We start from the raw sequence: 25,965 nt of genomic DNA, 5'->3' as shown, positions 1-25,965 counted from the left end.
CACCTTCCATCCACATTGTTAATTTAAGGAATGCGTGTGTTAGTTATTTTGGGTTATCTCGTGGTATTGGGTGCGGTCTTTGGGGGCTACCTGATTGTGGGGGGCCATCTGGGCGCGCTTTATCAGCCGGCAGAATTTTTGATTATCGGCGGCGCGGGTATCGGCGCTTTTATCGTGGGCAACAACGGTAAGGCGATAAAATCCACCCTGCGCGCCATTCCCAAGCTGATGCGCCGTTCAAAATACAGCAAAGATTTATACATGGATCTGATGGCGCTGCTGTATCGGCTGCTGGCCAAGTCCCGCCAGCAGGGCATGCTGTCTCTCGAGTTCGATATTGATAATCCGCAGGAAAGTGAAATTTTCTCTAATTATCCGCGCATTCTTGCCGATAACACCCTCGTAGAGTTTATTACCGATTACTTACGGCTGATGGTGAGCGGCAACATGAATGCGTTTGAGATCGAAGCGTTGATGGACGAAGAGATCGAAACCTTTGAACAGGAAAGCGAGGTGCCGGCAGGCAGCCTGGCGATGGTCGGTGATTCGTTGCCGGCCTTCGGTATTGTTGCGGCGGTGATGGGGGTGGTGCATGCGCTGGCCTCGGCCGATCGCCCGGCGGCCGAGCTGGGGGCGTTGATCGCCAACGCGATGGTCGGTACCTTCCTCGGCATTTTGCTGGCCTACGGTTTTATCTCGCCGTTGGCGACCCTGTTGCGGCAGAAAAGCGCCGAAAACGTCAAAATGATGCAGTGCATCAAGGTCACTTTACTGTCCAGTCTGAACGGCTATGCGCCGCAGATTGCGGTCGAATTCGGCCGTAAAACGCTGTACACCACCGAGCGTCCGTCCTTCGTCGAGCTGGAAGAACATGTGCGTCGGGTGAAAGCGCCGGCACAGCAGGCGACGGAAGAAGAACAGGCATGAAGCAGAATCATCCGGTTATTCTGGTCAGAAAACGCAAGTCGCATCAGGCCAGCCACCACGGCGGCTCCTGGAAGATTGCCTATGCCGACTTTATGACGGCGATGATGGCATTCTTCCTGGTGATGTGGCTGCTGGCGATCGCCAGTCCGCAGGAACTGACGCAAATCGCCGAATACTTCCGTACGCCGCTGAAAGTGGCGCTGACGAACGGCGACAAAAGCAGTTCGGAAAGCAGCCCTATCCCCGGCGGTGGGGATGATCCTACCCAGCAGGACGGACTGGTGAAAAGGCAGATCGATACGCTGGAAAAGCGTGACGAGGAGCTGCGGTTGAACAAATTGCGGGAAAAACTGGATGAGCTGATTGAGTCCGATCCGCGTCTGAAAGCGCTGCGCCCGCATCTGCTGATCAACATGATGGATGAAGGTTTACGCATCCAGATCATCGACAGTCAAAACCGCCCGATGTTTAAAACCGGCAGTGCGCAGGTTGAAAGCTATATGCGAGATATCCTGCGGGCAATCGCTCCGATCCTCAATGACCTGCCGAATAAAATCAGCCTGTCTGGCCATACCGACGATATTCCTTACGCCAGCGGCGAGCGCGGTTACAGCAACTGGGAGCTTTCGGCCGATCGTGCCAATGCTTCACGGCGCGAACTGATCGCCGGTGGTCTGTCGGAAGGAAAAGTGCTGCGGGTGGTGGGCATGGCCGCCACCATGAGTCTGAAACAGCACGGTGCCGACGATGCCATCAACCGTCGCATCACCGTACTGGTGCTGAACAAACAAACCCAGCAGGGCATTGAACACGAAAATGGCGAAAGCAACGCGATGGATGTCGCCCGGCCGGTCGATCTGAAGTCGCTGGCTCCGTCGGCGACGGCCCCGGCCACCCTCATTGCACCGGAGCAGCCGGTGGCTGTCCCTACACCGATTAACAGCGACTCACAGCAGAGGTGATCCCGTGAGCATGGATATTAGTGCGTTTTATCAGACCTTTTTTGATGAAGCAGACGAGTTGCTGGCCGACATGGAGCAACACCTGCTGGAGCTGGATCCGTTGGCTCCGGACATTGAGCCGCTGAACGCCATTTTTCGCGCAGCGCACTCAATCAAGGGCGGTGCGGCCACCTTTGGCTTTTCGGTGCTGCAGGAAACCACCCACCTGCTGGAGAACTTGCTGGACGGTGCACGGCGTCAGGAAATGAGCCTCAGCACCGAGATTATCAACCTGTTTCTGGAAACCAAAGACATTATGCAGGAGCAACTGGACGCCTATAAAACGTCGCAAAAGCCTGACGCCGACAGCTTTGAATACATCTGTCAGGCGCTGCGCCAGCTTGCGTTGGACGCACAGCAGCAGGATGCCTCTGTAGCGCATCCGGTCACGGAACATGCCGCCGCCACGCCTGCGGCGATTGAAGGTGGGATGCGGGTTTGCCTGTGTGGCCTGAAGCCGAACGAAGTGCCGCTGATGCTGGAAGAGCTGGGGAATCTGGGCGAGGTGAAAAACCCGCATCAGACCGAAAGCAGCCTGGAAGTGACGCTGCTGACCTCCGCCAGCGAAGATGACATCAGCGCAGTGCTCTGTTTTGTGCTGGAGCCGGAGCAAATCAGTTTCACCACGCCGCCGCAGGTCGAGACGCCAGTTGTGCCCCCTGAGCCGGCAATGCCGGTTGCTGTAGCACTGCCGGTCGCCAAACCCGCCCCTGTGGTGACCGAAGCGCCGAAGCCGCGGGCCAAGGCCAGTGAATCCACCAGCATCCGCGTAGCGGTAGAGAAAGTGGACCAACTGATCAACCTGGTCGGCGAACTGGTGATCACCCAGTCGATGCTGGCGCAGCGTTCGGGCGACCTGGATCCGGTCAATCACGGTGACCTGCTGAACAGCATGAGTCAGTTGGAGCGCAACGCGCGCGATCTGCAAGAGTCGGTGATGTCGATCCGCATGATGCCGATGGAGTACGTGTTCAGCCGCTTCCCGCGGTTGGTGCGCGATCTGGCCGGCAAGCTGAATAAACAAGTAGAGCTGCAGTTGCAGGGCAGTTCTACCGAACTGGACAAGAGCCTGATCGAACGCATTATCGATCCCTTGACCCACCTGGTGCGCAACAGCCTGGACCACGGCATTGAAGATCCCGACACGCGCATCGCCGCCGGTAAGTCGGCGGTGGGTAATCTGATCCTGTCGGCGGAGCATCAGGGTGGCAATATCTGTATCGAGGTGACCGACGACGGTGCCGGCCTGAACCGTGAGAAGATTCTCGCCAAGGCGGCCTCGCAGGGGCTGCCAGTCAGTGACAGCATGAGCGATGAAGACGTCGGTATGCTGATCTTTGCCCCGGGTTTTTCCACCGCCGAGCAGGTGACCGACGTATCCGGTCGCGGTGTTGGCATGGACGTGGTGAAGCGCAATATTCAGGAGATGGGAGGGCATGTAGAAATCCACTCTCAGGCTGGCAAGGGCACCGCGATCCGCATCCTGCTGCCGTTGACGCTGGCGATCCTCGATGGCATGTCGGTCAAGGTAAACGACGAAGTGTTTATTCTGCCGCTCAACGCCGTGATGGAATCCCTGCAGCCACAGGCCGAAGACCTGCATCCGTTAGCCGGTGGCGAGCGGGTGTTGCAGGTGCGTGGCGAATATCTGCCGCTGGTGGAGCTGTTCCGGGTGTTTGAGGTTGCAGGTGCCAAAACCGACGCCACCCAGGGCATTGTGGTGATCCTGCAAAGCGCCGGCCGTCGCTATGCGTTGCTGGTGGATCAACTGATCGGCCAGCATCAGGTGGTGGTGAAGAATCTGGAAAGCAACTATCGCAAAGTGCCGGGCATTTCCGCGGCCACTATTCTCGGTGACGGCAGCGTGGCGCTGATTGTCGATGTCTCGGCGCTGCAAACGCTGAACCGTGAACAGCGTCAGACCGACGCAGCCGCATAACAATTAATCTATTGATTTGAAGGGTGAATGACATGGCAGGACTGGCAACCGTCAGCAAACTGGCTGGCGAAACGGTAGGGCAAGAATTCCTGATTTTTACCTTGGGCAATGAGGAATATGGCATTGATATCCTCAAGGTGCAGGAGATCCGCGGCTACGATCAGGTTACGCGTATCGCCAATACTCCGGCCTTTATCAAGGGCGTCACCAACCTGCGCGGCGTGATTGTGCCGATTATCGACCTGCGGGTGAAATTCGCTCAGCAGGACGTATCCTACGATGAAAATACCGTGGTGATCGTGCTGAACTTTGGCCAACGGGTGGTGGGTATCGTGGTTGACGGCGTGTCCGACGTACTGTCGCTGACCACCGAGCAGATCCGTCCGGCGCCGGAATTTGCCGTGACGCTGGCGACCGAATACCTGACCGGCCTGGGTTCGCTGGGCGATCGCATGCTGATCCTGGTTGATATCGAAAAATTGCTGAGCAGTGAAGAGATGTCGCTGGTCGACAGTGTGGCCAAAAGCGCCTGATCCGCTACCCGTAGGGGCGCTGCATGCCGCGCCCTGATCTGGAAACCGGACAAACCTAAACCCTACATAAAAATAGTTACCTCCCCGCATAAAGTTCTTCCCAACCGCGCCGATAACTCTGTCAATCAACGTAATCAGGGCCTGTCCGCGCGGGCGTTTAACAAGGGAAAACATGTTTAATCGTATGAAGGTGGTCACCAGCCTGTTACTGGTGCTGGTGTTATTTGGCGCCTTGCAGTTGGTATCAGGCGGGCTGTTCTTCTCCTCACTGAAGAATGACAAAGAAAACTTCACCGTATTGCAGACCATTCGCCAGCAACAATCCGAGCTGAACGAAAGCTGGGTCAACCTGCTGCAGGCCCGCAACACGCTCAACCGTGCCGGTATTCGTCACATGATGGACACCAATAACATTGGCAGCGGTGCCACTGTGGCCGAGCTGCTGGCGCGAGCCAAAAGCAACCTGGTGGTGGCAGAACAACACTACGCCGCCTATGACAAAATCCCTCTCAATGCCCGCCAGGACGCGCAGTCAGCCGAAAAGCTCAAGCAGCAATACGGCATCCTGCACGGCGCTTTAACCGAACTGACCGTATTGCTGGGTGAGGGCAAGATCAACGCCTTCTTTGACCAGCCGACGCAAAGCTATCAGGACGCGTTCGAAGATATCTACAACACCTACCTGGCGCAAAACGACAAGCTTTATCAGAGCGCAGTAGAAGACAGCAACAACTCCTTCAACTTCGCACTCTGGACGCTGGCGGTAGTGTTACTGGTGGTTCTGGCGGTGATCATGTTGGTGTGGAGCGGCATTCACCACATCCTGGTGCGTCCGCTGAACCGCATGATCGAACACATCAAAATGATTGCCGCCGGCGATCTGACCCAGCAGATTGCAGTGAACAGCCGCAATGAAATGGGCGTATTGGCCGCCAGCCTCAAACATATGCAGAACGAACTGATCGACACCGTCAGTGGGGTCCGTCAGGGCGCCGACGCGATCTATAGCGGTGCCTCCGAAATTGCCGCCGGCAATAACGACCTCTCTTCTCGTACCGAACAGCAGGCCGCCTCACTGGAGGAAACCGCTGCCAGCATGGAGCAGTTGACCGCCACGGTGAAACAGAACGCCGAAAATGCCCGCCAGGCCAGCCAGTTGGCGTTGAGCGCCTCCGAAACCGCGCAGAAAGGCGGCAAGGTGGTGGCCAATGTGGTGCAAACCATGCATGACATTGCCGGTAGTTCACAGAAAATTGCCGACATTACCGGCGTGATCGACGGCATTGCTTTCCAGACCAACATCCTGGCATTGAACGCAGCGGTAGAAGCGGCACGCGCCGGTGAACAGGGCCGTGGTTTTGCGGTGGTGGCCGGTGAAGTACGTAATCTGGCCCAGCGCAGTGCGCAGGCGGCGAAGGAAATCAAAGGGCTGATCGAAGATTCCGTCAACCGGGTTGATATGGGCTCGGTACTGGTGGAAAGCGCCGGGGAAACCATGGGCGATATCGTCAATGCGGTTACCCGTGTCACCGACATCATGGGGGAAATTGCCTCGGCGTCCGACGAACAGAGCCGTGGCATCGATCAGGTTGGTCAGGCGGTAGCAGAAATGGACCGCGTCACCCAGCAGAACGCCTCACTGGTGGAAGAGTCTGCTTCTGCAGCGGCGGCGCTGGAAGAGCAGGCCAGCATGCTGACCCAGTCGGTGGCGGTATTCCGTTTAAAAGCGGCAGGCCAGGATGAATTCAAAATGCCCGCCAGCAGCAAGGCAACAGTAACACCGGTACTCAATCATAAAAAAATGAACGCCAGCGATCCGCAGGATAACTGGGAAACGTTCTAACCGGCATTAGGCCTCCTTCCTGTTCGGGGGGAGGCCGATTCCCCGTCGTGAGCTGGCCATCGGCCGGCTGCAAGGAGGTTCACAGTGTTTAACCGAATCCGCGTCTCTACCAGTCTGTTTCTGTTGTTGATGACTTTTTGTGTTATGCAGTTGGCCACCAGCGGCTTGTCGTACACCGCTTTCCGCTCCGATCACCACAATCTGAATTTGATCACCCTCGGCAGCCAGCAGCGCGATGCCCTCAGCCTGAGCTGGGTATCGCTGCTACAGGCGCGTAATACGCTCAATCGCGCCGGTACCCGTGCGGCGCTCAAACTGCCGCAGGATCAGGTCAATGCGCTGATGGGCAATGCGCGCAGTTCACTGCAAAAAGCCGATCTCTATTTCAACCAGTTCCTGGCGGTACCGCGTAACAGTGAACAGGAACAACAGCTGACCGCAACTACCAAGGCCAGCTATGACCGGCTGCGCAATACCCTGCGTGAGCTGATTGGCTTCCTGGAGAATGATAATCTGCAGGCGTTTATGGACCAGCCGACGCAGAAAACCCAGGACCTGTTTGAAGCCGATTTTGTCCAGTATCTGCAACTGGTGAGCGCTAACGTCAGCGACGCCAATACGGCGAATCAGCGCTCCTTCACCCTGTCGGGCTGGCTGGTAGCCGGTGCGGTACTGATGCTGATCGTGGTCACTGGCAGCGCCACCTGGTGGCTGCGTAACATGTTGGTACGGCCGTTGAATATCATGCGCAGTCATTTTGACCGCATTGCCGCCGGCGATCTGGCCACGCCGATCCAGGTGTATGGCCGTAATGAAATCAGCCTATTGTTCGCCAGCCTGCAAGGCATGCAGCAGTCGCTGATCGGCACCGTGGGTGCCGTGCGCGATGGGGCGGAATCGATCCTGATCGGCCTGCAGGAAATATCCGAAGGCAACAACGATCTCTCTTCCCGTACCGAGCAGCAGGCGGCCTCGCTGGAAGAAACGGCTGCCAGCATGGAGCAGTTGACCGCCACGGTGAAACAGAATGCCGATAATGCGCGCCAGGCTTCACAACTGGCACGAGACGCCTCGACCACCGCGGCCAAGGGCGGCGAGCTGGCGGGGGACGTGGTGACTACCATGCACGACATTGCCAATAGTTCGCAGAAGATTGGTGCCATTACCAGCGTAATCGACGGTATTGCCTTCCAGACCAATATTCTGGCGTTGAACGCGGCGGTTGAAGCTGCGCGTGCCGGCGAGCAGGGCCGAGGTTTTGCGGTGGTGGCCGGCGAAGTGCGCAACCTGGCGCAACGCAGCGCGCAGGCGGCGAAAGAAATCAAAGGGTTGATCGACGAGTCGGTCAGTCGAGTCAAGCAAGGTTCGGTGCTGGTGGAAAACTCCGGTGCCACCATGCAGGACATCGTGCGTTCGGTCACCCGGGTAACCGACATCATGGGCGAAATCGCCTCGGCGTCGGATGAACAGAGCCGCGGCATCGAACAGGTGACGCAGGCCGTGACCCAGATGGATCAGGTCACCCAACAGAACGCCGCACTGGTGGAGGAAGCCGCCTCGGCGGCCACCGCACTGGAGGAACAGGCGATCACCCTGGCCGATGCGGTGTCGGTATTCCGCCTGGCGGACGATAACTTCACCGCACCGACTCACCCTCAAGACGCAGTTTCACCCGTGGTAAAGGAAGCCCCAGATTGTCAAACCGCATAAGCAGCCCGTTTTTTCTGAGTGACATGGTATGAAGCCGGCACCGTCGACCCCAAACCGAGACCCTGCGACATTGCTGACGCAGATGGTGCAACGCCTGCCGTTGCTGGACGTGCATTTTCGTCGTATCAGCCAACTGATTTACCAGCGCGCCGGCATCGTGCTGGCGGAGCACAAGCGCGAGATGGTTTACAACCGTCTGGTACGACGCCTGCGGTTGCTGGGCCTGAACGACTTTGGCGATTATCTGGCGCTGTTGGAAAGCGATCCGAACAGCGCCGAATGGCAGGCGTTTATTAACGCATTGACCACCAACCTGACGGCCTTTTTCCGCGAGGCGCATCACTTTCCGATCCTGGCGGAGCATGCTCGCTCACGACCAAACGGCTATTGCGTGTGGAGCACGGCGGCCTCGACCGGGGAAGAACCTTACTCGATCGCTATCACCCTGAGTGAAGTGTTGGGGCAACGCGCCACCGGCTGTCAGGTGTGGGCCAGCGACATCGATACCCAGGTGCTGGAAAAAGCCGAGGCGGGGGTGTATCGCCAGGAAGATCTGCGCACCCTGACGCCGACGCAGATGCAACGCTATTTCCTGCGCGGCACCGGGCCGCATCAGGGGTTGGTGCGGGTGCGGCCGGAACTGGCGGGGCGGGTGAATTTTCAGTCGCTTAACCTGCTGGCGCCGGAATGGGCGCTGCCGGGGCAATTTGACGCCATTTTCTGCCGCAACGTGATGATCTACTTCGATAAGGCGACACAGGAGCGCATCCTGCGGCGCTTCGTGCCCTTGCTTAAACCGGGGGGGCTGATGTTTGCCGGTCACTCCGAGAACTTCAGCCAGATCAGCCGGGATTTCTACTTGCGTGGGCAGACCGTGTATGGCCTGACCAAGGAGAGGTAATGAATAAAATCAGAGTATTGTGCGTCGACGATTCGGCCCTGATGCGCCAGTTGATGACCGAAATTGTCAACAGCCATCCTGATATGGAGATGGTGGCGAGCGCACCGGATCCGCTGGTGGCACGCGATCTGATCAAAAAGTTTAACCCGCAGGTGCTGACGCTGGATGTCGAAATGCCACGTATGGACGGCCTCGACTTCCTGGAAAAACTGATGCGTCTGCGGCCAATGCCGGTGGTGATGGTGTCGTCGCTGACCGGTAAGGGTTCGGAAATTACGCTGCGTGCACTGGAGCTGGGAGCGGTGGATTTTGTCACCAAACCGCAGTTGGGCATTCGCGAAGGCATGCTGGCCTACAGCGAACTGATCGCCGAGAAAATCCGTACGGCGGCCAAGGCGCGGTTACCCCAACGCTCCAACAGCCCGGCCCCGGCGATCCTCAGCCATACGCCGCTGCTGAGCAGTGAAAAGCTGATTGCCATCGGGGCCTCTACCGGTGGTACCGAAGCGATCCGTCAGGTACTGCAACCGTTGCCGGCCACCAGCCCGGCGCTGTTGATTACCCAGCATATGCCCCCGGGCTTTACCCGTTCGTTTGCCGAACGGCTGAACAAGCTGTGCCAAATCACGGTGAAAGAGGCCGAAGACGGTGAGCGCGTGCTGCCGGGTCATGCCTATATCGCACCGGGCGATCGTCACCTGGAACTGTCACGCAGCGGGGCTAACTATCAGGTGAAGCTGCATGACGGCCCACCGGTCAACCGCCATCGGCCGTCGGTGGACGTGCTGTTCCGCTCGGTCGCGCAGTACGCCGGGCGTAATGCGGTGGGGGTGATCCTGACCGGCATGGGCAATGACGGTGCCGCGGGCATGCTGGAAATGCACCGGGCCGGTGCCTATACCCTGGCGCAGAACGAAGCCAGTTGTGTGGTGTTCGGTATGCCGCGCGAGGCGATCGCCACCGGTGGCGTCAATGAAGTGGTGGAGCTGGAACGCATGAGCCAACGGATGCTGGCGCAAATTGCCGGTGGCCAGGCATTACGTATTTGATTTTGAGCTCTTAATTATACCCGTCGCCTTTCAAGCTGCAGCGTTGTTACCTGCACTCGCTCACCCCAGTCACTTACTTAAGTAAGCTCCTGAGGATGAACGAGCTGGGCGCCTAGCTGCAACTCGAAATTCATAGGGTATATAGAGGGGTTATAGCGAACAGCTGCCGTCAGGCTGGCTGTTGTTGTTTGGGATCGTTTAATGGGAGTAAAAATGGCAGACAAGAGCCTTAAGTTTCTGGTGGTGGATGATTTTTCCACCATGCGTCGTATCGTCAGAAACTTGCTGAAAGAGTTGGGATTCAACAACGTAGAAGAAGCCGAAGACGGCGCGGATGCGTTGAACAAACTTCGTGCCGGTGACTTCGACTTCGTGGTTTCCGACTGGAACATGCCGAACATGGATGGCCTGGAGCTGTTGCAGACTATCCGTGCCGACGGCGCGCTGGCGACCATGCCGGTACTGATGGTGACGGCGGAAGCCAAGAAAGAAAACATTATCGCGGCGGCGCAGGCCGGTGCCAGCGGTTACGTGGTGAAACCTTTTACGGCGGCAACGCTGGAAGAAAAGCTCAATAAGATCTTTGAAAAACTGGGCATGTAAGGAGAGGGCGATGAGAGACATTCCAATGCCTGCCAGCGATGCGGCAACCGCGGGGGAGATTATCTCTCGCATTGGCCAACTGACGCGTATGTTGCGTGACAGCATGCGTGAACTGGGGCTTGATCAGGCGATCGCCCAGGCGGCAGAGGCAATCCCGGATGCGCGCGATCGTCTGGATTACGTAGTCACCATGACGGCGCAGGCAGCGGAACGGGCGTTGAACTGTGTGGAGGCCGCGCAACCGCGCCAGGCGGAGCTGGAATCAGAGGCCAGGGCGTTAAAAGGCCGCTGGGACGACTGGTTCGCCGATCCGATCGAACTGGACGATGCGCGCGAACTGGTGACCGACACCCGTCAGTACCTGGAGCAGGTGCCGGAGCATACGGCATTTACCAACGCCCAGTTGCTGGAAATTATGATGGCGCAGGATTTCCAGGATCTGACCGGTCAGGTGATCAAACGCATGATGGACGTGGTGCAGGAGATTGAAAAGCAGCTGCTGATGGTGCTGATGGAAAATATTCCTGAACAGCCGGCGAAAGAGAAAAAGCCGAGTGACAGCCTGCTCAACGGTCCGCAGCTCGACCAGAACGGCGCCGGTGTGATCGCCAATCAGGCACAGGTCGACGACCTGCTCGACAGCCTGGGTTTCTGATGACGGGGGCGCGACATGAGTCGTGCCCCGAACTGCGCAACGACTCGCATAACTCAAGGTATATAGCATTGCTATATACGCTGTGGTGGTTATAATTTAAGCCACACCACAGAGGAGAGTCGCTATGACATTAGGTTCTGTATTTACCAATAACCGCACCCAGGCCGTGCGTTTACCTGCTGAGGTCCGCTTTCCCGATTCCGTTTCAAAAGTCTCGGTACGGGTGGTCGGTAAAGAGCGCATCCTTTCGCCGGTAGAAAATACCTGGGACAGTTTTTTCTGCACAGACAATCACGTCAGCGATGATTTTCTCAGCGAGAGGGCCGACCAGTATCAGTCTGAAAGGGAAGAATTTTGATGTTCAGCCACATGCTGGATACCAACATTGTGATTTACGTGATCAAGCGTCGGCCACTGGAAGTGCTGCAAAGATTTAATCAGCATGCCGGCAAAATGGTGATCTCGTCGGTCACTTATGCCGAGTTGATTCATGGAGTGGAAAAAAGTATGCGGCCTACAGAAAATGCCCGGGTGATTGACGACTTTGTCTCCCGTCTGGAGATACTGGATTACACGGCCAAAGCTGCCGCTCACTACGGTAATATTCGTGCCTGCCTGGAACGGCAGGGTACGCCAATCGGCATCAACGATCTGCATATTGCCGGACATGCTCGCAGTGAAGGATTGGTGCTGGTGACCAATAATCTGCGTGAGTTTGAACGCGTTGACGGCCTGCGTCTGCAAAATTGGCTGTAGCGCCACCTCGCTTCATTGAACCATCCCGCAAATAACCCGCCTTTTTCCTCGCTGTTCCATCAATGAAATCAGCATTTTTTTGGCATGCTGACGGCAATTTTATTCCCTCCCGGCACAGGAAACTCGCTCGTGGCTGAAGACAGCGATCTGGAAAAAAGCGAGGCTCCCACACCCCACAGGGTGGAAAAGGCCCGCGAAGATGGCCAGATCCCGCGTTCGCGCGAGTTGACGTCGGTGTTGATGCTGGTGGCAGGGCTGTCGATCATCTGGCTGGCCGGCGGCAATATGGCGCAACGCTTGGCCATGATGCTGACGCAGGGTCTGAACTTCGATCACAGCATGGTCAGCAACGACAAACAGATGCTGCGCCAATTGGCGACCTTATTGCAGCAGGCGGTTTGGGCGCTGTTGCCGGTTATGGCGGGGTTGACGCTGGTGGCGATCACCGCACCGATGCTGCTTGGTGGCCTGCTGTTGAGCGGCAAATCGCTCAAGTTTGATTTAAAGCGCATGAATCCGCTGTCCGGGTTGAAACGGATATTTTCCAGCCAGGTGCTGGCGGAATTGCTGAAGGGCATCCTGAAAGCGACGCTGGTGGGCTGGGTCACCGGCCTATACCTGTGGCACAACTGGGCAGCGATGCTGCACCTGGTGACGCAACAGCCGCTCGATGCGCTCGGCAATGCACTGCAGATGATCATCTTCTGTGGCTTGCTGGTGGTACTGGCACTGACGCCGATGGTGGCGTTTGACGTGTTTTATCAGCTGTGGAGCCACTTCAAAAAACTGAAAATGACCAAGCAGGACATCCGTGACGAGTTCAAGGATCAGGAGGGCGATCCGCACGTCAAAGGGCGCATCCGTCAGCAGCAGCGCGCCATGTCCCGGCGGCGGATGATGGCAGACGTGCCGAAGGCCGACGTTATCGTGACCAACCCGACGCACTACGCCGTCGCACTGCAGTACAACGACAAAAAAATGAGCGCACCGAAAGTTCTGGCCAAGGGGGCCGGTGAAATTGCGCTGCGTATCCGTGAGCTAGGTATGGAACACCGCATCCCGATGCTGGAAGCGCCGCCGCTGGCGCGCGCGCTGTACCGACACAGCGAGATTGGACAACACATTCCCGCCACCCTGTATGCCGCCGTGGCCGAAGTTCTGGCCTGGGTTTACCAGCTAAGACGCTGGCGGCGTGAAGGGGGGCTGATCCCGAAAAAACCTGAACGTTTACCGGTGCCGGAAGCACTGGATTTTGCTGGAGAAAGTGACACTAATGGCTAATTTGGCCGCCTTGCTTCGTTTGCCGGGCAGTTTTAAAGATACGCAGTGGCAGGTATTGGCCGGGCCGATACTGATCCTGATGATCCTGTCGATGATGGTGCTGCCCTTGCCGGCATTTATCCTCGATCTGTTGTTCACCTTCAATATTGCCTTGTCGATCATGGTGCTGCTGGTAGCCATGTTTACCCAGCGCACGCTGGAATTCGCGGCATTCCCTACCATCTTGCTGTTCTCGACCTTGCTGCGCCTGTCGCTCAACGTAGCTTCGACGCGCATCATCCTGATGGAAGGACACACCGGCTCCGCCGCTGCCGGTCGCGTGGTGGAGGCCTTTGGTCACTTCCTGGTGGGCGGTAACTTTGCCATCGGTATTGTAGTGTTTATCATTTTGGTGCTGATCAACTTTATGGTTATCACCAAGGGGGCTGGGCGTATCGCTGAAGTGGGCGCACGCTTTGTACTCGACGGCATGCCGGGCAAGCAGATGGCGATCGACGCCGATCTCAACGCCGGTCTGATCGGTGAAGAAGAGGCGAAAAAACGCCGTTCCGAAGTGACGCAGGAAGCGGATTTCTACGGTTCGATGGACGGTGCCAGTAAGTTCGTCCGTGGTGATGCGGTGGCCGGCCTGATGATCATGATGTTGAACGTGGTCGGTGGCCTGTTGGTTGGGGTGATCCAGCACGGCATGGAACTGGGCGCAGCGGCGGAAACCTATACCTTGCTGACTATCGGTGACGGCCTGGTGGCGCAGATCCCGGCGTTGGTCATTTCGACTGCCGCCGGTGTTATCGTGACCCGCGTGGCGACCGATCAGGACGTTGGCGAGCAGATGGTTAGCCAACTGTTCAAGAATCCGCGAGTCATGCTGTTGAGTGCCGCAGTACTCGGCCTGCTGGGTATGGTGCCGGGGATGCCGAACCTGGTCTTCCTGCTGTTTACCGCCGGTCTGTTGGCCCTGGCCTGGTGGCTGCGCGGGCGGGAACAGCAAGCGCCAAAAGAACAGGAAGTGCCGATAGCGCAGGATAATCCGCAGGCGGTGGAAGCCAGTTGGTCTGACGTGCAGTTGGAAGATCCCCTGGGGATGGAAGTCGGTTACCGGCTAATCCCGATGGTCGATTTCCAGCAGAACGGTGAGCTGCTCGGCCGTATTCGCGGCATCCGTAAAAAGTTCGCGCAGGAGATGGGTTACCTGCCGCCGGTGGTGCATATCCGCGACAACCTGGAACTGCCGCCGGCCAGCTACCGTATCCTGATGAAAGGGGTAGAGATTGGCAGCGGTGAAGCGCAGCCGGGACGTTGGCTGGCGATCAATCCGGGCAACGCCGTGGGTGAATTGGCAGGAGATAAAACCACCGATCCGGCCTTTGGGCTGGAAGCGGTATGGATCGACAGCGCACTGCGTGAGCAGGCACAGATCCAGGGCTTTACCGTGGTAGAAGCCAGCACCGTGGTGGCGACCCATCTTAATCATCTGATTGGCCAGTTTGCCAGCGAGCTGTTTGGCCGACAGGAAACGCAGCAGTTATTGGATCGTGTCGCGCAAGACATGCCAAAACTGACCGAAGATTTCGTGCCGGGTGTGGTGACGCTGACCACGCTGCATAAGGTATTGCAGAACCTGTTGACGGAGCGGGTTTCGATCCGCGATATGCGCACTATTATCGAGACGTTGGCGGAGCATGCGCCGTCCCAGACCGATCCCTATGAGTTGACCACCGTAGTGCGGGTGGCACTTGGGCGGGCGATCACCCAGCAGTGGTTCCCGGGCAACGGCGAAATCCAGGTGATAGGCCTGGATACCCAGCTGGAACGCTTGCTGTTACAAGCCCTGCAGGGCGGTGGCGGTCTGGAACCGGGGCTGGCGGATCGCTTGCTGGATCAAGCCAAACAGGCATTGCAGCGGCAGGAAATGCTCAGTGCGCCACCGGTACTGCTGGTGAACCACGCGCTACGTGCGTTGCTGGCGCGTTTCTTGCGCCGCGGCCTGCCGCAACTGGTGGTGCTGTCGAATCTGGAAATCAACGACGACCGTCAAATCCGCATGACCGCGACCATTGGGGCCGCATAATGAAATACCGCATGGCGTTAATCTGCCTGTTAGCCCCGCTGAGCTTGCAGGCGGCATCGGGTTCCTGGGTGGCCGACAGCGTCGGTGCTACGCTGGAATACGGTGGGGAACGGGGTGAATCACCCCGGCTGCGTGCGCCAAATGAATTACCGGATGCGAATGCGCGTATCACCAGCGTAAGTTGGCGTTACCGCTTATTGGCTGCCGAACCGGCCGGCATGCAGGTGCAACTCTGTACCCTGACCCGCTGTATTACACTGGGGGGCGGCAGTGGCAGCAGCATTGGGCTGCAAGGCGAACCGGCAAATGCCGAACTGCGTTTTGTTTATTACGTGCAGGCGCGCGGCAGTTTGAATCCGCCGCTGCGGGTGATCAGCAATCAGGTGATTGTTAATTACCAGTAACGGTTAAGCCAGGATCGCCAGACCGTTGCGGTCGACCAACGAAAGCAGCTTCATCGCGGCGGAGTTGGGAACGGCTTCGCCGCGTTCCCATTTTTGCACCGCCTTTTTGCTGACGTTCAGATGCAAGGCAAACACCGGCTGGCTGACGTTCTCGCGCTCGCGCAGGGCGCGGATGTCCGCTGGGGTATATTGTTTGACCGGGCGTAAACACAGCATGTCGAAGGTGCGCATGGTGCCGGCATCGACAAATCCTGCCTGATACAGCTCCTGCACTTCCTGGTGGATCTCAGCAAGGATCTTGCTCATAGGTCAGTCTCCTCAACCTCTTGTCATTAACCAACTGATAAAGCCTGAAAGGGGAATAGTCCAGATAGAGCGCAGCAAGGCGCTTTAACCCGACCAATTCATCACTGGCAATGTTGTCCATTTCATTTTTGGCAAATCCTCTCATGAAAAAAAACCGGTCTTCATCTCGAAAGGCAATAAGTACCCGGTAGCCACCGCGTTTACCGCCACCCGCCCGGGCGACTCGTTTCTTATAAACGCAACTGCCCAAATTGGCATCGTACAGTTGGTTTTGTATTTCTCGCGCAGCTTTGATTACCGTGGCATCGCTAATGCGTTCGTGGGCAGCGAATGCCTGAAATGTTTTGGTGAGGTAAATATCGGTCATTCACACTCCCTGTGAAACTATCCCCTTTACGGGTATAGATCAAGTGGTTTAAAAAACAACACAGGGTGGGGGAATGGGATGGAACAGAACAGATGGAAATACCAGGTATGTGTAGTGTTACGAAAATAAAATCAGAGGGTTAGATAGAATGGCAACGGAAGTGCGAGTTATCTCGCATTGGGAAGCAATGCACCCGGTTGAACGCAGAGCTGACCGGGTGAAGTGCCATTAATTAAACGCCGATTTTTCGTCCGAGCAGGCTGGCGTTGCGCGACTGGCCATCGGGGCCGTACAGCGATTTGTTTTGCTTGCTCAGGATCGCCAGCGCCTGGGCGTTGTGATCGATCTGTTGATTGAGCAGCATACCGTTATGCTGGTTTTTTTCCCGCAGCCGTTGGCTGAGCGACTGCACCCGTTGCCAGGCTTCCGCCAGACGTGGATGTGCAGAGTAGGGTGCCTGTTGCCCTTGTGCACTTTCCAGTTTCAGCCGCTGCTGTTCCAGATAGTTTACCGTGGCCAGCAGCTGGCTTTTTGCGTCGGTGGCACGTTGCAGCGCCACGCCCGGTAATTGGCCTGAGCACAGCAAATGATGCTCTTCCGCCAGCACGGTATCCAACGCTTGCAGCGTTTCCAGCAGCTTATTGATCAGTTGCGCCAGATTTTCCATTACGATAAATCACCTTTCAAAGAGTTCCCTGGTGTTTAACCCGGCGGTTAAACCTTTGGTGTCGGGTTGCCGTTTGACATCCACTGGGCATCGCTTTGCGCGTCTTGCAGCAGGGCATCGGCAATTTTACCGGCATCCATTTTCAGTTCGCCGTTGCGGATCGCCTGTTTGATGGCGTCCACCCGGTTCATATCAATATCCTGCGTCCCTGGCTGCATCAGGCGCGCTTGCGCATCGCTCAACTTAACCTGGGTGCCACTGACGGTGCTTTCCGTCTGGGCGGCCTTGCGTGGCTGAAGTTGATTTTCAGCCGGCGTCTCACGCGGTTGCACCGTTGGAACGGGTTGCAGCCGCTGGGTGCGATCGATACTCATGGTCAATCTCCATCGATGCCGTCGCCGCGCGGGCAATGGCTGATACTATTTGTGGCCCTGGCGGCCAATAAAATACTGCTTATGACTTTATTATCGGCAAGGTTTGATAAACCTTTACCTTTTTATACCCGTCATCTTTCAAGCCGCAGCGTTGTTACCTGCTTACAAGGCCCATCCATGGTCCTTGCCCTTTCAGGGCCGCTGCAAGCAGCGTTCAAATCTGTTCCCGACAGATTTGTCGCTCACCCCAGTTACTGTAGGGGGCGAATAAATTCGCCCCGATTAATGCGGGCGCAGCATGCGGCGCCCCTACAATGCCTGGGGATGAGCGAGCTGGGCGCCTAGCTGCAACTTGAAAGCTATAGGGTATGTAGCATGATGCGAATTGCACCGTCGTCACCGACAATACCGCTAACAATTTGCCCGGAGGCCATGCGTACTCTGACGCTATCTTCGGTGGCGGCGTTGTTCATCGCCTTGCCTGAACCGCTGATGTTAAATCCGTCCCCCTGTGCGCTGACCTGCACCGCCTGACCGGCCTTGATCACCCAGGCACGGCGCAACATGGCGAAGGTCAGCGGCTGGCCGGGGCTGATATTACGCAGGCTGACGGCGCCCAGCGCCTTGCCGGCTTCGGTCAGCGTGCGGGGGGCCAGAGTGTCGAGTCGACCGGTTTTCAGCCTGATGTCCGCCTCTGTCAACTTGCTGCCTGCACTGATACCGCGTGCCGACACCAGGTATTTGCCGATCACCTGAACCTGCGTCTGGATAAAACGCCGCTCCTGACCGCAACGTGCCGAGACGCTGATATTGCCCCAACGGCGGGCATTTGGCGCGAGTGATAGCTGCGGAAATTCGCACTGTGGCCATTGGGCCGCGGGCGTGCGCACCAGCACTTTAACCTGTACCGGACTGCCGCTGAACTGGCTGTTGATGAAGCGATCGATCTGCGCCGTCAGATCCTCGGCCCGTGCGTTCAGGCTGCACAGCAGGGTGACCAACAGCAGTATTTTACCTTTCATCTTCGCTTCCTCAAGAACCATCAGGGTGCGCGTAAGTGTACCCGGACTGCGTTCAGGCTAAGCAGATAAATAGCGACGCATTTTGCCCTTATTCCCGCGATCGGCTGGCGGAAGGGGCGTTTATGCTGTCGGCTCCAAATTCTAACCTCGCGGAGGGAGCATGATCGACAAACTGGACGCTGCTCTGCGCTTTGGTCAAGAGGCGCTGAACCTGCGCGCCCAGCGGCAGGAAATTTTGGCCGCCAACATCGCCAACGCAGACACCCCGGGCTATCAGGCGCGGGACATCGATTTCGCCAGCCAACTGAACAAGGTACTGGAGCAGGGCCGTGTCAGCGGCAGTGGCATTGCGCTGAACATGACGTCGGCCCGCCACATTCCGGCGCAGAACATGCAGCCGCCACAGCTCGACTTGCTGTTCCGCGTTCCGGATCAACCCTCGATGGACGGCAATACGGTGGACATGGATCGCGAACGTACCAACTTCGCCGATAACAGCCTGAAATATCAGACCGATCTGACGCTGATCAACGGTCAGATCAAAGGGATGATGTCAGTGTTACAACAAGGATAAGGCGCATGTCGCTACTGAATATTTTTGATATCTCTGGCTCGGCGCTGTCTGCCCAGTCGCAACGCATGAACGTCAGTGCCAGCAACATGGCCAACGCCGACAGCGTCACCGGCCCGGATGGGCAGCCTTATCGGGCCAAACAGGTGGTGTTTGAAGTTGCCGCGGCCGCCGGGCAGCCCACCGGCGGTGTCCGTGTAGCCCAGGTGGTCGACGACCCGGCCCCGGAGCGTCTGGTTTACCAGCCGGGCAACCCACTGGCGGACGGCAAAGGCTATGTGCGCATGCCGAACGTGGATGTGGTGGGTGAAATGGTCAATACCATTTCCGCTTCCCGCAGCTATCAGGCCAACGTTGAGGTGCTCAACACCACCAAGTCGATGATGATGAAAACCCTGACGCTGGGTCAATAACCGGAGTTTGCCATGGCTATTGCCGCAACTACCAATGAAACGCTGGATAACACCGTCATCGGTGCCAACAGCAAAACCACCAACAGTCAGGATCTGAACAACAACTTCCTGACGCTGCTGGTGGCGCAGTTGAAGAACCAGGATCCGACCAACCCGATGCAGAACAATGAACTGACCAGCCAATTGGCGCAGATCAACACCGTTCAAGGCATCGAGAAACTCAATACCACGCTGGGGTCGATTTCCGGCCAGATCAACAGCAATCAGTCGCTGCAAGCCAGTGCGCTGATCGGCCACGGTGTGATGGTACCCGGCAGCAACATTCTGGCCGGCAGCAAAGACGGCAAGGTCAGTACCACGCCGTTTGGTCTGGAACTGGAGCGTGCGGCCGACTCGGTGACCGTCACCATTACTGACGAGACCGGCAAAGCGGTGCGCACTATCGAACTCGACGGCCTGACCGCCGGTGTGCATTCGTTTAGCTGGGACGGCACGATGACGGACGGTACCGCTGCACCCGACGGTGCCTACAGCTTTACCGTCAACGCCAAGGGCAACGGTGAGCAACTGGTGGCGCGCAGCCTGCATTTTGGCATGGTTAACGGCGTTATCCGCGAAGCGAATGGCGCGAAGCTGGATCTGGGTCTGGCGGGCAGCACCACGCTGGATGAAGTCCGGCAGATACTTTAATTCGATTTTTTATTTCACTCATTCATTGGGCGTTATCGGACGATAGCCTAAACAATATTCGGAGAATGACATGGCCTTTTCTCAGGCAGTAAGCGGCTTGAACGCGGCAGCAACCAACCTGGACGTGATCGGTAACAACATCGCCAACTCCGCCACTTCCGGTTTTAAATCTGGCACCGTTTCTTTTGCCGATATGTTTGCCGGCTCGCAGGTGGGGTTGGGCGTCAAGGTGGCCGGCATTACCCAGAACTTTAAGGGTGGCACCACCACCGGCACCAGCCGTGCGCTGGACGTGGCGATTTCCGGCAACGGTTTCTTCCGTATGCAGGATCAGGACGGTGGTATTTTCTACAGCCGTAATGGCCAGTTCAAACTGGATGAAAACCGCAACCTGACCAACATGCAGGGCCTGCAACTGACCGGTTATCCGGCGGCCGGTACGCCACCGACCATTCAGCAGGGGGCTAACCCGGTGCCGCTGAGTATCCCTGAAGGCATGATGAACGCCAAGGCGTCGACCTCCGGCACCATGGTCGCCAACCTGAAATCCACTCATAAGGTGCCGGACAACAAGACCTTCGATCCGGCCAAGCAGGATTCTTATAACTACGTCAACACCATCACCGCATACGACTCGTTAGGCAACTCGCACAACATCAATGCCTATTTTGTGAAGACCGACGACAACCAGTGGCAGGTCTATACCCAGGATGGCTCTGCTGCACCGGTCGATGCCGGCACCATGACCTTCGATACCAGCGGCAACCTGACCAGCACCACCAGTAAACAAGGTACCGCCGCTGAGTTCAGCATGCTGATCCCGATGTCCGCCAAAGACGGGGCTCCGGCGCAAAACCTGACTCTGAGCTTTGCCAAGAGCATGCAGCAGAGCGTCAGTGCCGACTCGGTCAGCAAGGTATCACAGGATGGCTATGGCGCCGGTGAGTACACCAATTTCCAGATTAACAACGACGGTACGGTGGTGGGCATCTATTCCAACCAGCAGACTCAGGTGCTGGGTCAGATCGTCATGGCTAACTTCTCCAACCCGGAAGGTTTGTCCTCGCAGGGCGATAACGTCTGGCAGGAAACCGGCGCATCGGGTCAGCCACGCGTGGGTATTGCGGGCGGCGGCGGCCTGGGCAAGTTGACCAGCGGCGCGCTGGAAGCGTCCAACGTCGATCTGAGCCAGGAACTGGTGAATATGATTGTCGCCCAACGTAACTACCAGTCGAACGCCCAGACCATCAAAACCCAGGACTCCATTCTGCAGACGCTGGTCAGCCTGCGCTAATAGGATTGATTTATGGATCACGCGATTTATACCGCGATGGGCGCGGCGCGACAGACGCTGGAACAGCAGTCGGTCACCGCCAACAATCTGGCTAACGCCTCGACACCGGGCTTTCGCGCCCAGCTGTCGGCGCTGCGTGCCGTGCCGGTAGACGGACCAAGCCTGCCAACCAGAACGCTGGTTACCGCCTCAACGCCGGGGGCTGACATGAGCCAGGGAGCGCTGAACTACACCGCGCGTCCGCTGGACGTGGCGCTGCAACAGGACGGTTTTCTGGCGGTCAGCCTGCCGGACGGCAGCGAAGGCTATACCCGCAACGGCAACATTCAGATCTCACCCAACGGGCAACTGACGGTGCAGGGCAGGCCGTTGATGGGTGACGGTGGGCCGATTGAGGTACCGCCGTCGGCGGAAATCACTATCGCTGCCGATGGCACCATCTCGGCGCTGAATGCGGGCGATCCGCCAAACAGCATCGCGCAGATCGGCCGGTTGAAACTGGTGAAGGCTGATGCGCGGGAAGTGATGCGCGGTGACGATGGCCTGTTCCGTTTGACGCCGGAAACTCAACAGCAGCGGGGCAATCAGTTGCCCAATGATCCACTGGTGCAGGTGATGCCGGGGGTGCTGGAAGGCAGCAACGTCAAGCCGATGGAAACCATGGTCGACATGATCGCCAACGCCCGTCGCTTTGAAATGCAGATGAAGGTCATCCACAGCGTGGATGAAAATGAACAACGCGCCAACTCGTTGTTATCAATGAGTTAAGCCGCAAGGAAATAACCCATGATCCCATCTTTATGGATTGCTAAAACCGGTCTGGACGCGCAGCAGACCAACATGGACGTGATTGCCAACAACCTGGCCAACGTCAGCACCAACGGTTTCAAACGCCAGCGCGCGGTGTTTGAAGACCTGCTGTACCAGACCATGCGTCAGCCGGGGGCGCAGTCCTCTGAACAGACCACGTTACCTTCCGGTTTGCAGATCGGTACCGGTGTACGTCCGGTGGCGACCGAGCGCCTGCACAGCCAGGGCAATCTGTCGCAGACCAATAACAGCAAAGACATCGCCATCAAGGGGCAGGGCTTTTTCCAGGTGATGATGCCGGACGGCACCCTGGCTTATACCCGCGACGGCTCGTTCCAGCGAGATCAGAACGGTCAACTGGTGACCGCCAGCGGTTTCCAGGTGCAACCGGCGATCACCATTCCGGCCAATGCCCTAAGCATCACCGTAGGCCGTGACGGTATCGTCAGCGCCACCTTACAGGGGCAAACCGCCGCCCAGCAGGTGGGGCAACTGACGCTGACCACCTTTATCAATGACAGCGGCCTGGAAAGCATGGGCGAGAATCTGTATCAGGAAACCGAGAGTTCCGGCGCGCCGAACGAGAGCACGCCAGGCTTAAACGGCGCCGGTCTGCTGTATCAGGGCTACGTGGAAACCTCTAACGTCAACGTGGCGGAAGAGCTGGTGAATATGATCCAGACCCAACGGGCTTATGAGATCAACAGCAAAGCGGTATCGACCTCCGATCAGATGCTGCAAAAGCTGACGCAACTGTAATTGACGGGCGCGGCTGCGCCCGTAACCCTATTTTGTGCAACAAAGGCGATACCCGTGGTAACCACAACTCTGATGGCAAACGTGCCGCCGCAAGGCAAACGCTGGTTGACGGCGATGGTGATGCTGACGCTGGGCGGCTGCGCATATATTCCGCATAAACCTCTGGTGGACGGCACGACCACGGCACAACCGGCTCCGGCGGGCGCTCCGGTGCCGAACGGCTCGATTTTCCAGACGGTACAGCCGATGAACTACGGCTATCAGCCTCTGTTTGAAGACCGACGTCCACGCAATATCGGCGATACCCTGACCATCGCGTTGCAGGAAAACGTCAGCGCCAGCAAAAGCTCCTCCGCCAACGCCAGCCGCAACGGTGCCAGCAAGTTTGGTGTTGCCACCGCGCCGCGCTATCTCGATGGCCTGTTAGGCAATGCGCGCGCGGATATGGAGATGTCCGGCGACAGCACCTTCGGCGGCAAGGGCGGGGCCAACGCCAACAATACCTTCAACGGCACTATTACCGTCACGGTCAATCAGGTGCTGGTTAACGGCAATCTGCACGTGGTGGGCGAAAAACAGATCGCCATCAATCAGGGGACCGAGTTCATCCGTTTCTCTGGGGTGGTCAACCCGCGCACCATCAGCGGCAGTAACTCGGTCGCCTCCACCCAGGTGGCGGACGCGCGTATTGAATATGTCGGCAACGGCTATATCAACGAGGCGCAGACCATGGGTTGGTTACAACGCTTCTTCTTAAATGTTTCACCGTTTTGAATGCCGGCTATTTTACTTGCCATTTTGAGGTTGGGCAGTGCTCGGAACCGTCACGTACTGCGTGTACGCTCCACTTCCTGTGCGCTTCCGCCCCCAAACTGCCTGCGACAATAACGCCTGTTAGCTAGGGTGAATGAGGTCACAATGTTAAACAAAATTCTAATGGCGCTGTTGATTAGCCTAATGAGTCTGCCTGTGGCGGCGGAGCGCATTCGCGATCTGGTCACGGTACAGGGCGTGCGTGATAACGCGCTGATCGGTTACGGGCTGGTGGTGGGGCTGGATGGTTCCGGTGACCAGACCATGCAGACGCCGTTCACCACCCAGAGCCTGAGTAATATGCTGTCGCAACTGGGTATCACCGTACCGCCAGGTACCAATATGCAGTTGAAAAACGTAGCTGCGGTCATGGTCACCGCCAAGCTGCCGCCGTTTTCACGCACCGGGCAAAATATTGACGTGGTGGTGTCCTCAATGGGGAACGCCAAAAGTCTGCGTGGTGGCACCTTGCTGATGACCCCGCTGAAAGGGGTGGATAACCAGGTTTACGCGCTGGCACAGGGCAACGTGCTGGTGGGCGGCGCGGGAGCGTCGGCTGGAGGCAGCAGCGTGCAGGTCAACCAACTGGCGGGGGGGCGCATCAGTAACGGCGCTACCATTGAACGCGAACTGCCAACCACCTTCGGTGCCGGTGGGGTGATTAACCTGCAGTTGAACGATGAAGACTTCACGCTGGCACAGCAGATCAGCGACGCCATCAACCGCCAGCGAGGCGGCGGCACCGCTTCACCGCTGGACGCCCGTACCATTCAGGTGTTGGTGCCGCAAGGCAAGAGTTCGCAGGTGCGCTTCCTGGCGGAGATCCAGAACATTAACGTCAGCGTCGGGCCGATAGACGCCAAGGTGATCATCAATTCCCGTACCGGTTCGGTGGTGATGAACCGAGACGTGATCCTGGATTCCTGCGCGGTGGCACAAGGCAACCTGTCGGTGGTGGTCGATCGGCAAAATACCGTCAGCCAGCCGACGACGCCATTTGGCGGCGGGCAGACCGTGGTGACGCCGAATACCCAGATTTCGGTGCAGCAGCAGGGCGGTTCGTTGCAGAAGGTTAACGCCAGCGCCAATCTGAACAATGTGATCCGCGCGCTTAACGCGTTGGGGGCTACGCCGATCGATCTGATGTCGATCCTGCAGGCGATGCAAAGCGCTGGTTGTCTGCGCGCCAAGCTGGAAATCATTTGATGGCTGGCGATCTGATGGCAATGTCGGGTGCGGCTTACGATGCGCAGGCACTCAACGGGCTGAAGCGTGACGCGGCGAGCGATCCGCAGGGTAACCTGAAACAGGTGGCCCAGCAGGTTGAAGGCATGTTCGTGCAGATGATGCTGAAAAGCATGCGTGCCGCGCTACCGAAGGATGGGGTGTTGAGCAGCGATCAGTCGCGGCTTTATACCTCGATGTACGACCAGCAGATCGCCCAGCAAATGTCGCAGAAGGGACTGGGGCTGGCCGACATGATGGTCAAGCAGATGAGTAATGCCAACGCGGTACCGAGCGAGACCGCGGGCATGTCGCCGATGGCGCTGGACAACGAGGTGCTGCAAACGCTGCCGAATCAGGCGCTGGAGCAGATGATCCGTCGCGCGGTACCGAAAGCACCGGCCACGCCGCCGCTGTCGCTCAATAACGGCAACTTTGTCGCCCGCTTGTCTATCCCGGCACGGGTTGCCAGCCAACAGAGCGGCATACCCCATCAGTTGATTGTGGCACAGGCGGCGCTGGAATCCGGGTGGGGTCAACGCGAGATCCCGACCGCCAACGGCACGCCGAGCTACAACCTGTTCGGCATCAAGGCCGGTGGCAGTTGGAAGGGGCCGGTCACCGAGATCACCACCACCGAGTTTGAGCAGGGGACGGCGAAGAAGATCAAGGCACAGTTCCGGGTGTATGGCTCTTACGTCGAGGCGATGGCCGACTACGTCAAGCTGTTGACCAATAACCCACGCTACGCCGAGGTGGCCAATGCCCGCAGTCCGGAGCAGGCGGCGCATGCACTGCAGCAGGCCGGTTACGCCACCGATCCGCAATATGCCAATAAACTGGTCAATGTGATCCAGCAGATGAAAAACGCCGGCGAGCAGGTGGTTAAAGCCTATACCCATGACCTGAAGGATCTGTTTTAGCCGCTGGGCGCAGCATGCAGCACCCCTACGCAATAGGCCGTATTTAAATGTAGGGGTTC

Annotated in this window: 29 protein-coding genes; 24 read left to right on the top strand and 5 right to left on the bottom strand. The window is 57.6% G+C overall.

Going from position 1 to position 25,965, the window contains the following annotated elements; genetic code table 11:
• Positions 1-36 precede the first annotated feature (36 nt).
• The 15 genes from motA to NHG65_RS16190 all read left to right on the top strand — a co-directional run bounded on the left by motA (position 37) and on the right by NHG65_RS16190 (position 15,673).
• On the top strand, positions 37-927 hold the full coding sequence (gene motA / locus NHG65_RS16260; protein ID WP_037418923.1) for a flagellar motor stator protein MotA: 891 nt from the start codon (positions 37-39) through the stop codon (positions 925-927).
• Positions 924-1,889, top strand: coding sequence for a flagellar motor protein MotB (motB, locus tag NHG65_RS16255; RefSeq protein ID WP_219016536.1), 966 nt, complete (start codon positions 924-926; stop codon positions 1,887-1,889). Before motA ends, motB begins: the two co-directional genes overlap by 4 nt.
• 4 nt (positions 1,890-1,893) lie before the next feature.
• Entirely contained in the window at positions 1,894-3,867 is a 1,974-nt protein-coding gene (gene cheA / locus NHG65_RS16250; protein ID WP_099064660.1) for a chemotaxis protein CheA, read from the top strand.
• A gap of 32 nt (positions 3,868-3,899) precedes the next feature.
• Entirely contained in the window at positions 3,900-4,400 is a 501-nt protein-coding gene (cheW, locus tag NHG65_RS16245; RefSeq protein ID WP_012145706.1) for a chemotaxis protein CheW, read from the top strand.
• A gap of 172 nt (positions 4,401-4,572) precedes the next feature.
• The gene (locus NHG65_RS16240) at positions 4,573-6,243 is read left to right on the top strand and encodes a methyl-accepting chemotaxis protein (protein WP_099064659.1); all 1,671 of its coding nucleotides are present in this window, start codon (positions 4,573-4,575) and stop codon (positions 6,241-6,243) included.
• Positions 6,244-6,327: 84 nt separating this feature from the next.
• Complete coding sequence (locus NHG65_RS16235) at positions 6,328-7,953, top strand: methyl-accepting chemotaxis protein (protein WP_219016534.1); 1,626 nt, start codon at positions 6,328-6,330, stop codon at positions 7,951-7,953.
• Positions 7,954-7,981: 28 nt separating this feature from the next.
• Positions 7,982-8,854: a protein-glutamate O-methyltransferase CheR gene (cheR, locus tag NHG65_RS16230; RefSeq protein ID WP_026142427.1), complete on the top strand. Its 873-nt coding sequence runs from the start codon at positions 7,982-7,984 to the stop codon at positions 8,852-8,854.
• Positions 8,854-9,903, top strand: a complete 1,050-nt coding sequence (locus tag NHG65_RS16225) for a protein-glutamate methylesterase/protein-glutamine glutaminase (protein ID WP_099064657.1) — start codon at positions 8,854-8,856, stop codon at positions 9,901-9,903. The genes cheR and NHG65_RS16225 overlap by 1 nt, the downstream gene beginning before the upstream one ends.
• Before the next feature lie 213 nt (positions 9,904-10,116).
• Positions 10,117-10,506: a chemotaxis response regulator CheY gene (cheY, locus tag NHG65_RS16220; RefSeq protein ID WP_099064656.1), complete on the top strand. Its 390-nt coding sequence runs from the start codon at positions 10,117-10,119 to the stop codon at positions 10,504-10,506.
• Between the two features lie 10 nt (positions 10,507-10,516).
• A complete protein-coding gene (cheZ, locus tag NHG65_RS16215) occupies positions 10,517-11,161 on the top strand; it encodes a protein phosphatase CheZ (RefSeq protein WP_099064655.1) in 645 nt (214 codons plus the stop codon).
• 124 nt (positions 11,162-11,285) lie between these two features.
• Complete coding sequence (vapB, locus tag NHG65_RS16210) at positions 11,286-11,519, top strand: type II toxin-antitoxin system VapB family antitoxin (protein ID WP_085117342.1); 234 nt, start codon at positions 11,286-11,288, stop codon at positions 11,517-11,519.
• Entirely contained in the window at positions 11,519-11,917 is a 399-nt protein-coding gene (gene vapC, locus NHG65_RS16205; protein WP_099064654.1) for a type II toxin-antitoxin system tRNA(fMet)-specific endonuclease VapC, read from the top strand. Before vapB ends, vapC begins: the two co-directional genes overlap by 1 nt.
• A gap of 129 nt (positions 11,918-12,046) precedes the next feature.
• Positions 12,047-13,198, top strand: coding sequence for a flagellar biosynthesis protein FlhB (gene flhB / locus NHG65_RS16200; RefSeq protein ID WP_099064653.1), 1,152 nt, complete (start codon positions 12,047-12,049; stop codon positions 13,196-13,198).
• Positions 13,191-15,269: a flagellar biosynthesis protein FlhA gene (gene flhA, locus NHG65_RS16195; protein WP_207978453.1), complete on the top strand. Its 2,079-nt coding sequence runs from the start codon at positions 13,191-13,193 to the stop codon at positions 15,267-15,269. The genes flhB and flhA overlap by 8 nt, the downstream gene beginning before the upstream one ends.
• On the top strand, positions 15,269-15,673 hold the full coding sequence (locus NHG65_RS16190) for a flagellar protein FlhE (RefSeq protein WP_099064651.1): 405 nt from the start codon (positions 15,269-15,271) through the stop codon (positions 15,671-15,673). Before flhA ends, NHG65_RS16190 begins: the two co-directional genes overlap by 1 nt.
• Positions 15,674-15,676: 3 nt before the next feature.
• On the opposite strand, the gene NHG65_RS16185 is transcribed toward NHG65_RS16190, so the two are convergent.
• The 5 genes from NHG65_RS16185 to flgA all read right to left on the bottom strand — a co-directional run bounded on the left by NHG65_RS16185 (position 15,677) and on the right by flgA (position 18,409).
• Complete coding sequence (locus NHG65_RS16185) at positions 15,677-15,979, bottom strand: helix-turn-helix domain-containing protein (RefSeq protein ID WP_006321467.1); 303 nt, start codon at positions 15,977-15,979, stop codon at positions 15,677-15,679.
• Complete coding sequence (locus NHG65_RS16180) at positions 15,960-16,346, bottom strand: type II toxin-antitoxin system RelE/ParE family toxin (RefSeq protein ID WP_099064650.1); 387 nt, start codon at positions 16,344-16,346, stop codon at positions 15,960-15,962. Before NHG65_RS16180 ends, NHG65_RS16185 begins: the two co-directional genes overlap by 20 nt.
• 232 nt (positions 16,347-16,578) lie before the next feature.
• Positions 16,579-17,013, bottom strand: coding sequence for a flagella synthesis protein FlgN (locus tag NHG65_RS16175; RefSeq protein WP_099064649.1), 435 nt, complete (start codon positions 17,011-17,013; stop codon positions 16,579-16,581).
• 47 nt (positions 17,014-17,060) lie between these two features.
• Positions 17,061-17,387 carry a flagellar biosynthesis anti-sigma factor FlgM gene (flgM, locus tag NHG65_RS16170; protein WP_099064648.1) on the bottom strand — a complete coding sequence of 109 codons (327 nt, stop codon included), beginning with the start codon at positions 17,385-17,387 and terminating at the stop codon, positions 17,061-17,063.
• Positions 17,388-17,746: 359 nt separating this feature from the next.
• Entirely contained in the window at positions 17,747-18,409 is a 663-nt protein-coding gene (flgA, locus tag NHG65_RS16165) for a flagellar basal body P-ring formation chaperone FlgA (protein ID WP_099064647.1), read from the bottom strand.
• Between the two features lie 160 nt (positions 18,410-18,569).
• Here flgA and flgB point away from each other — a divergent pair, with 160 nt between their 5' ends.
• The 9 genes from flgB (at position 18,570) to flgJ (ending at position 25,906) form a co-directional block, all read left to right on the top strand.
• Positions 18,570-18,983 carry a flagellar basal body rod protein FlgB gene (gene flgB, locus NHG65_RS16160; RefSeq protein ID WP_037418980.1) on the top strand — a complete coding sequence of 138 codons (414 nt, stop codon included), beginning with the start codon at positions 18,570-18,572 and terminating at the stop codon, positions 18,981-18,983.
• 5 nt (positions 18,984-18,988) lie between these two features.
• Positions 18,989-19,393, top strand: coding sequence for a flagellar basal body rod protein FlgC (flgC, locus tag NHG65_RS16155; RefSeq protein ID WP_020827521.1), 405 nt, complete (start codon positions 18,989-18,991; stop codon positions 19,391-19,393).
• A gap of 12 nt (positions 19,394-19,405) precedes the next feature.
• On the top strand, positions 19,406-20,083 hold the full coding sequence (flgD, locus tag NHG65_RS16150; RefSeq protein ID WP_099064646.1) for a flagellar hook assembly protein FlgD: 678 nt from the start codon (positions 19,406-19,408) through the stop codon (positions 20,081-20,083).
• Positions 20,084-20,153: 70 nt separating this feature from the next.
• Entirely contained in the window at positions 20,154-21,377 is a 1,224-nt protein-coding gene (gene flgE / locus NHG65_RS16145) for a flagellar hook protein FlgE (protein WP_099064645.1), read from the top strand.
• Positions 21,378-21,389: 12 nt separating this feature from the next.
• Entirely contained in the window at positions 21,390-22,145 is a 756-nt protein-coding gene (locus tag NHG65_RS16140) for a flagellar basal body rod protein FlgF (protein WP_207978462.1), read from the top strand.
• 18 nt (positions 22,146-22,163) lie between these two features.
• Positions 22,164-22,946: a flagellar basal-body rod protein FlgG gene (gene flgG, locus NHG65_RS16135; protein ID WP_020827517.1), complete on the top strand. Its 783-nt coding sequence runs from the start codon at positions 22,164-22,166 to the stop codon at positions 22,944-22,946.
• 72 nt (positions 22,947-23,018) lie between these two features.
• Positions 23,019-23,720, top strand: a complete 702-nt coding sequence (gene flgH / locus NHG65_RS16130) for a flagellar basal body L-ring protein FlgH (protein ID WP_099064643.1) — start codon at positions 23,019-23,021, stop codon at positions 23,718-23,720.
• Between the two features lie 144 nt (positions 23,721-23,864).
• Complete coding sequence (locus NHG65_RS16125; protein WP_499182419.1) at positions 23,865-24,965, top strand: flagellar basal body P-ring protein FlgI; 1,101 nt, start codon at positions 23,865-23,867, stop codon at positions 24,963-24,965.
• The gene (flgJ, locus tag NHG65_RS16120; RefSeq protein WP_413477666.1) at positions 24,965-25,906 is read left to right on the top strand and encodes a flagellar assembly peptidoglycan hydrolase FlgJ; all 942 of its coding nucleotides are present in this window, start codon (positions 24,965-24,967) and stop codon (positions 25,904-25,906) included. The genes NHG65_RS16125 and flgJ overlap by 1 nt, the downstream gene beginning before the upstream one ends.
• Positions 25,907-25,965 lie beyond the last annotated feature (59 nt).

The sequence above is a fragment of the Serratia myotis genome, assembly GCF_027474885.1.
GTDB classification, from domain to species: domain Bacteria; phylum Pseudomonadota; class Gammaproteobacteria; order Enterobacterales; family Enterobacteriaceae; genus Serratia; species Serratia proteamaculans.
This window is presented reverse-complemented; position numbering and strand designations above follow the sequence as displayed.

What these genes read in the sequence shown, in the direction of transcription:
- motB (WP_219016536.1), top strand. Translation starts at nt 924, where the DNA reads ATGAAGCAGAATCATCCGGTTATTCTGGTCAGAAAACGCAAGTCGCAT.
- cheW (WP_012145706.1), top strand. Translation starts at nt 3,900, where the DNA reads ATGGCAGGACTGGCAACCGTCAGCAAACTGGCTGGCGAAACGGTAGGG.
- NHG65_RS16240 (WP_099064659.1), top strand. Translation starts at nt 4,573, where the DNA reads ATGTTTAATCGTATGAAGGTGGTCACCAGCCTGTTACTGGTGCTGGTG.
- cheR (WP_026142427.1), top strand. Translation starts at nt 7,982, where the DNA reads ATGAAGCCGGCACCGTCGACCCCAAACCGAGACCCTGCGACATTGCTG.
- NHG65_RS16225 (WP_099064657.1), top strand. Translation starts at nt 8,854, where the DNA reads ATGAATAAAATCAGAGTATTGTGCGTCGACGATTCGGCCCTGATGCGC.
- cheY (WP_099064656.1), top strand. Translation starts at nt 10,117, where the DNA reads ATGGCAGACAAGAGCCTTAAGTTTCTGGTGGTGGATGATTTTTCCACC.
- cheZ (WP_099064655.1), top strand. Translation starts at nt 10,517, where the DNA reads ATGAGAGACATTCCAATGCCTGCCAGCGATGCGGCAACCGCGGGGGAG.
- vapB (WP_085117342.1), top strand. Translation starts at nt 11,286, where the DNA reads ATGACATTAGGTTCTGTATTTACCAATAACCGCACCCAGGCCGTGCGT.
- vapC (WP_099064654.1), top strand. Translation starts at nt 11,519, where the DNA reads ATGTTCAGCCACATGCTGGATACCAACATTGTGATTTACGTGATCAAG.
- flhA (WP_207978453.1), top strand. Translation starts at nt 13,191, where the DNA reads ATGGCTAATTTGGCCGCCTTGCTTCGTTTGCCGGGCAGTTTTAAAGAT.
- NHG65_RS16190 (WP_099064651.1), top strand. Translation starts at nt 15,269, where the DNA reads ATGAAATACCGCATGGCGTTAATCTGCCTGTTAGCCCCGCTGAGCTTG.
- NHG65_RS16185 (WP_006321467.1), bottom strand. Translation starts at nt 15,979, where the DNA reads ATGAGCAAGATCCTTGCTGAGATCCACCAGGAAGTGCAGGAGCTGTAT.
- NHG65_RS16180 (WP_099064650.1), bottom strand. Translation starts at nt 16,346, where the DNA reads ATGACCGATATTTACCTCACCAAAACATTTCAGGCATTCGCTGCCCAC.
- NHG65_RS16175 (WP_099064649.1), bottom strand. Translation starts at nt 17,013, where the DNA reads ATGGAAAATCTGGCGCAACTGATCAATAAGCTGCTGGAAACGCTGCAA.
- flgM (WP_099064648.1), bottom strand. Translation starts at nt 17,387, where the DNA reads ATGAGTATCGATCGCACCCAGCGGCTGCAACCCGTTCCAACGGTGCAA.
- flgA (WP_099064647.1), bottom strand. Translation starts at nt 18,409, where the DNA reads ATGAAAGGTAAAATACTGCTGTTGGTCACCCTGCTGTGCAGCCTGAAC.
- flgB (WP_037418980.1), top strand. Translation starts at nt 18,570, where the DNA reads ATGATCGACAAACTGGACGCTGCTCTGCGCTTTGGTCAAGAGGCGCTG.
- flgC (WP_020827521.1), top strand. Translation starts at nt 18,989, where the DNA reads ATGTCGCTACTGAATATTTTTGATATCTCTGGCTCGGCGCTGTCTGCC.
- flgD (WP_099064646.1), top strand. Translation starts at nt 19,406, where the DNA reads ATGGCTATTGCCGCAACTACCAATGAAACGCTGGATAACACCGTCATC.
- flgE (WP_099064645.1), top strand. Translation starts at nt 20,154, where the DNA reads ATGGCCTTTTCTCAGGCAGTAAGCGGCTTGAACGCGGCAGCAACCAAC.
- NHG65_RS16140 (WP_207978462.1), top strand. Translation starts at nt 21,390, where the DNA reads ATGGATCACGCGATTTATACCGCGATGGGCGCGGCGCGACAGACGCTG.
- flgG (WP_020827517.1), top strand. Translation starts at nt 22,164, where the DNA reads ATGATCCCATCTTTATGGATTGCTAAAACCGGTCTGGACGCGCAGCAG.
- flgH (WP_099064643.1), top strand. Translation starts at nt 23,019, where the DNA reads ATGGCAAACGTGCCGCCGCAAGGCAAACGCTGGTTGACGGCGATGGTG.
- NHG65_RS16125 (WP_499182419.1), top strand. Translation starts at nt 23,865, where the DNA reads ATGTTAAACAAAATTCTAATGGCGCTGTTGATTAGCCTAATGAGTCTG.
- flgJ (WP_413477666.1), top strand. Translation starts at nt 24,965, where the DNA reads ATGGCTGGCGATCTGATGGCAATGTCGGGTGCGGCTTACGATGCGCAG.